Source organism: Janthinobacterium sp. CG_23.3 (assembly GCF_046115965.1).
Taxonomy (GTDB): domain Bacteria; phylum Pseudomonadota; class Gammaproteobacteria; order Burkholderiales; family Burkholderiaceae_D; genus Janthinobacterium.
Genome location: NZ_JBJXIB010000204.1, coordinates 1 through 5539, shown reverse-complemented (window position 1 = coordinate 5539; position 5539 = coordinate 1). Strand labels below are relative to the sequence as shown.

The 5539-nt window shown below is 71.1% G+C and carries 5 protein-coding genes; all 5 read right to left on the bottom strand.

Features of this window, described 5'->3' with window-relative positions; genetic code table 11:
- Positions 1-882 (bottom strand): TolC family protein (locus ACFDR9_RS26690; RefSeq protein ID WP_409032928.1); only part of this gene is annotated, 882 nt, incomplete at its 3' end.
- Positions 882-2198, bottom strand: a complete 1317-nt coding sequence (locus ACFDR9_RS26685) for an HlyD family type I secretion periplasmic adaptor subunit (RefSeq protein WP_017875810.1) — start codon at positions 2196-2198, stop codon at positions 882-884. The genes ACFDR9_RS26690 and ACFDR9_RS26685, both read right to left, overlap by 1 nt.
- On the bottom strand, positions 2195-4348 hold the full coding sequence (locus ACFDR9_RS26680; RefSeq protein WP_409032927.1) for a type I secretion system permease/ATPase: 2154 nt from the start codon (positions 4346-4348) through the stop codon (positions 2195-2197). Before ACFDR9_RS26680 ends, ACFDR9_RS26685 begins: the two co-directional genes overlap by 4 nt.
- 232 nt (positions 4349-4580) lie before the next feature.
- Entirely contained in the window at positions 4581-5240 is a 660-nt protein-coding gene (locus tag ACFDR9_RS26675; RefSeq protein WP_198292003.1) for a PEP-CTERM sorting domain-containing protein, read from the bottom strand.
- A gap of 103 nt (positions 5241-5343) precedes the next feature.
- The coding region (locus ACFDR9_RS26670) for a hypothetical protein (RefSeq protein ID WP_409032926.1) at positions 5344-5539 on the bottom strand (196 nt) is incomplete at its 5' end.

Below are 5539 nucleotides of genomic sequence, written 5' to 3'. Positions count from 1 at the left end.
CAATGAGCCAGTGGCGGGTCTGCTTGTGTTCCCTGGGTTTCGGTCGTGGTTACCAGTGCGCGGGCGGGGGTTGTAGCTGTGCTCGCCTCCCAAAGGAAGGGGCGCGTGGCCGGTGGTGTCGCCGGCCGGCGCCGGCGCGCCGAAGTCGAAATCGATGAACTCGCCGACCGCTTCGGACGCCAGCGCGGCAAGCTTGATCTGCGCCGTCAGGCGGTCGCTCAGCAAGCCGTCCTGGGTCAGTTCGGCGTCCAGCTGCGAGCTTTGCGCCAGTTGCGCGTCCAACTCGGAAGCCTTGCCCAGCTCGGTCTGGCGGCCAACCTGGGCCACCAGTTGCGCCACCTCGATCAGCCGCGCCGCCGAACGCAGCAGCGTGCGGTCCAACCGCTGCACGTCGAAATACGCCTCGGCCAGGCGTTCGGCGCCCTCTTCACGGGCGCGCCGCAGCTCCGCCTCGGCGGCCGCCACCTCGTGCCCGGCGGCGGCCATTTCGGCGCGGTCGGCGCCGCCGTTGTAGACGTTCCAGCGCAGGCTCGCTTCGACTTGCTGGGTGCGCCGCTCGACGTCCACCGCGCCGTCGAGGTCGTTGCTGCGGCCGCGGCTGGCCTGGATGCCGGCGTTCGGCAGCAGCCGCGAACGGGCCTGCCGGTAGCGCGCCTGCGCGCCGGCCAGCGCGGCATGGGCGGCGCGCACCTGCGGGTCGCGCCCCAAGGCGCGCGCCAGCAGGGCCGGCAAGCCGCGCGCCGGCTGCGCGGATGGCATAGGCGTGGTGTCGGCCGGGCCGGCGTAGGCGGCGGCGCCGCTGTCGGCGCCGGCCAGGCAGGCGCCGCCGGCCAGGGCCAGCGCCAGCGCCACGGCGGCTGAGGTATGCAGGGCGCGCCGCATCAGCGCTCCTGCAGCGACGATTGCAAGCCGCGCAGCACCGGCTTGAACACGTATTGCATGACCGAGCGCTTGCCGGTCAGGATGCCGACGTCGACCGGCATGCCGGGCGTGATCGGCAGCACCCGGCCGTGCGCCGTCAGCTGGCTGCGGTCGGTGCTCAACTGGACTTCGAAGTACGGCTCGTTGCGCTCGTCCGGAATGGCGTCGGCGCCGACCCGCGTTACCTGCGCCTTCAGGCGGCCGTAGGTGGTGGCGTCGTACGCCAGCACGCTGGCCGAGGCGCTCTGGCCGACGTGGATGAAGCCGATATCGGCCGGTTTGACGCGCACCGAAATGACCACTTCGCTGTCGGCCGGCACGATTTCCAGGATCGCCTTGCCGGGCGGCGCCACGCCGCCGACACCGGGCACCAGCACGCGGTTGACCACGCCGTCCACCGGCGCGCTGATATCGCGCCGCGTGACCTGGTCCTGCTGGCCCTTGACGGTGCTGGCCAGTGCGCCGGCCTTGGTTTCGTATTCGCTGCGCTGGGCGCCCCACTGCGCGCGCATGCGCGCGTCGGCCTCGCTGGCCGTGGCCTGCGCTTCGGCCAGGGTGGCGTTCAGGCGCGCCAGCGAGTTGCGCAGCGCCTCCAGTTCGGTGCGCTGCTGCAGCAGGCGCTGCTGCGCGCTCAGGTAGTCGCCGCGCGAGCCGGCGCCCTCTTTATACAGGCGCTCCTCGATCGACAGGCTGTCGGCGCCCAGCTTGACGCCGGCTTCGAGCTGGGCGATGCGGCCCTGCGCCTCGGCCAGTTCGCCGCGCCGGCGCAACACGCCCTCGCGCCCGGCCGCGCCGGCCGCCGCGTGTTCGCGTTGGCCGTCGCGCCACAACTGGGTTTCCTTGTCGATCAGCTCGGGCGCCTCGCGCCGCCAGGCCTCGTCGAACCGCGGCGCGACGCCGGCCAGCAGCGCGTCCAGGCGGGCCCGCCCGGCCAGCGCCGCCAGGCGGTTCTGCCGGCTCGCGCCCAGGTTGGCGTCGTACTGCGCCGTGTCCAGGCGCACCAGCAGCTGGCCGCGGCGCACCGATTGGCCGGGGCGCGCCAGCATCTCGCGCACGATGCCGCCCTCCAGGCTCTGCACCTCCTGCAAGCGGCTCGGCGGCGTAATGCTGCCGCGGCCGTTGACGGCGACGTCGAGTTCGGCGAAAGTAGCCCAGGCCAGGGCCAGCACGATGATGAGCGCGACCAGCGCGATCATGTTGACGATGATGCGCTTCGGTTCGCGCTCCGGGTCCGGGTGGCTGGCAGGCAGCGGGCGCGCCTGGTTCGGCTTGCTCATGCGGATACCTCCGGGCTGATGGCGGGCGCCGCCGCGGCGCCCGGCTGGGCCGCCAGCACGCGCAGGATCTCGTCGCGCGGGCCGTCGGCGACGATGCGGCCGCGGTCGAAGACGATCAGGCGGTCGACCAGCGCCAGCATCGCCATGCGGTGCGTCACCAGCACGATGGTGGTGTCGCGCAGGCTGCGCAGGCGCCCGATCAGGCGCTGCTCGGTGGCCGGGTCGAACATGCTGCTCGGTTCGTCCAGCAGCAGGATGGGCGGCTTGGCCAACAGCGCGCGCGCCATCGCGACGGCCTGGCGCTGGCCGCCGGAGAGACGCTCGCCGCGCTCGCCGACCTCGGTGGCGACGCCCTGCGGCAGCTGGCTGACGATGTCGTCCAGGCAGGCCAGGCGGATCGCCTCGAGCAGGCCGGCGTCGTCGGCCTGGCTGCGTCCCAGTTCGATGTTTTCGCGCAGCGTGCCGTGGAACAGCGTAACGTCTTGCGGCACGTAGCCGATCTGCCGGCGCAGGCTGAGCGGATCAAGCTGGGTGCTGGCGAGGTCGTCGAACAGCACGCCGCCGCTGCTCGGGCCGTACTGGTTCAGCAACAGGCGCAGCAAGGTGCTCTTGCCCGAACCGAGTTTGCCGATGACGCCGACGCGCTGGCCCGGCGCTATCGTCAAATTCAACTTCTCCAGCAGCGGCGCCGATTGCGGATAGGCGAAGCCGACGTCGCGAAATTCGATGCGCCCGCTCAGCGGCGGCGCCTGCAGGCTGGCGCCGTCGTCGTCGGTGGGCGCCAGCATGATCTTGTTGAGCGCCTCGTACGACAGCTTGCTCTGCTCCCAGCGCATGATCAGGCCGGCGATCTGGCTGACCGGCGCCAGCGCCCGCCCGGTCAGCATGCTGACGGCGATCACCTGGCCCAGCGTCAGCAGCTTCTCGCCCATCAGCAGCGCGCCGACCGCCACCACGGCGGTGCCGGCCAGCGCCAGCACGGCGGTGTTGATGTAGTTGACGCGGCTGACGATCTCGCGCGTCTCGACGCTGTTGGCGGCGATGGCCACGGTCAGGCCCTCCCACTTGCGCCGGCTCCAGGCTTCGGCGCCCAGCGCCTTGATGGTGTCGAGCCCGTTCATGCTTTCAAACAGGTGGGCGGTGCGCTGGCCGCTTTCCTGCATCGAGGCCGCCACGTGCCGCGCCAGCGGGCGCTTGGCCGCCAGCGCCACCAGCAGCAAAATTGGGATCGCCGCCAGCGGCACCAGCGCCAGCCAGCCGCCGACCAGCGCGATGACGCCTAGGAACAGCAGCAGGAAGGGCACGTCGCCGAGCGCGGTCAGGGTGCTGGAGGCGAAAAATTCGCGCACCGACTCGAAGTCGCGCACGGTGTTGGCGAGCGCCCCGCCGGAGGCCGGCCGGCTGGCCGCGCGCAGGCGCAGGCACTGGGCGAAAATGCTCGCCGACAGCGCCACGTCGATGCGCCGCGAGGCCGTCTCCACCAGTTCGCCGCGCAGCAGGCGCATGGCCAGCTCGAAGCCGGTCAGCGCGACGGCCGCCACCGTCAGTACCGCCAGGCTGGCCGTGGCGTTGTTGGGGATGACGCGGTCGTACACCGCCATCGCGTAGAACGGCACCAGCGCGCCGATCACGTTGAGCACCAGGGTGCCCAGCAAGGCCCAGCGGAAGACCCAGCGGTTGCGGTTGAAGACGTCCCAGAACCAGCGGCCGTTGACCGGCAGGCTGTAGAGCAGGCTGCGCTGGTCGAAATACATCACCGGGCGCACCGCCACCCAGCGCCCTTGCGGCACTTCGCCGGCCAGCGCGGCCGCGTCGAGCCAGCAACTGCCGTCGATGCCGGGGACGTGGCACTGGTACTTGCCGGCGGCGATGGCCAGCACCACCAGCGCCTGGCCGGCGTCGTTGAGCAGCAGCGCCGGCATCTCGGTCGGGCGGCGCGCGGCGCCGGCCGCCAGCGCGGTGCCGACCAGGCCGGCGTGCGCCAGCGCCTCGTCGAGCGCGCCGTCGGCGCCGGCGGCGTCGAACGCCGCCAGGCTGGCGCGCAGGCGCTCGTGCTGGACGGCGGCGCCGAAAAAGCGCGACAGGAACACCACGGCTTCGCACACGGCGACGGCGCCGGCGGCGCTGGCCGGCTGGGGGGATGGCATCATGGCGGTTCCAGGTGAAGACGAATACGGTAAAGGCGACGGCGCGCATCCCCGGCCGACAAGGAACGGGGATTAATATTGTGCCACAGTAATATGGGTCGCGGCGGCAAAAATCGGCGCGCGACGCGGGCGGCACGGACGTGCCAGGGAGAAATGGCAACGGCCGCGGCGCAAGGCGCGGCGGCCGCGGCCGGCGGGGCGCGCGCCGGGAACCGGCCGCGCCCCTGTGCGACGATTAAGCCTGGCGGCGACGCATGAAGCCCAGCAGGCCCAGGCCGGCCACCAACATGGCCCAGGTTTGCGCCTCAGGCACGGCCGACACGCTCAGCAGGTTTTGCGAGACGCTGCCGACGCCGGCGCTGCTCAGGCTGGTGTAGTTGAAGGTGTTGTGGATCGCGCCCGAACCGAGGGCGGTGCCCAACATGGTGTTGGCGTTGAGCACGATGGCGTTGTTCAAGTTCTTGAACTTCAAGGCGCCGCCCAGCAGGTTGCCATTGTCGTTGTTCAATTCCCACAGCGCCAACTGGAACGCCTGGGCCGCCGCGTAGCTGGTTGCCAAGTTTGCCACCGAGCTGGTGTAGTAACCCTCGTACAGGCGCTTGATCGAATCGGACGCGGCGAACGCGGCCGAGCCGTAGTGGTTGTTCGAAGCGTTCAGCGCCACGGTTGGCTGCAGGCAGAACGCCAGGAAGGTGTTGCTGTCGTAGGTGGCTTCCCACACGCCCGGGGTGACCGAGTTGCCCGGACCGAAGGCGCCGCCGCTGGCGGTGAACATGCCGGCGCCGTGCAAGGTGGCGGTCAGGTTGCTGCCGGCGGCGCTGGCGCCCGCGCTGGCCAGGGTCAGGACGGCGGCGGCGACGCCGGCGCGCAGGATAGCGGTCATTGCTGTTTTCATGATGATTGTCTTCTTTAAATAGTTATAGTGAAAAATACTGCCACGGTTCCGGCGCCGGCCGCACTGGCGCGGCGCCGTACCCGCACTGCAAACGCAAACTTCTTTACGCTGCCATTTCCGGCGCCGCGGCATGTGCCAGCACCCGGCGCAAGGTCTCGGCGACGTCGCACTGGACACAGGCGTCGGCCGGCGCGGCCAGCGGGGCGGGGGCCGGCGCCACGCCCTGGCCGACCACCTGGTCGAGCACGTTGTCGTCGCGCAATAGGTCGACAATGTTTGGCAAGGCCACGCCTGCCTTT

Coding starts and splice junctions, on each gene's coding strand:
- ACFDR9_RS26685 (WP_017875810.1), bottom strand. CDS start 2,198: ATGAGCAAGCCGAACCAGGCGCGCCCGCTGCCTGCCAGCCACCCGGAC.
- ACFDR9_RS26680 (WP_409032927.1), bottom strand. CDS start 4,348: ATGATGCCATCCCCCCAGCCGGCCAGCGCCGCCGGCGCCGTCGCCGTG.
- ACFDR9_RS26675 (WP_198292003.1), bottom strand. CDS start 5,240: ATGAAAACAGCAATGACCGCTATCCTGCGCGCCGGCGTCGCCGCCGCC.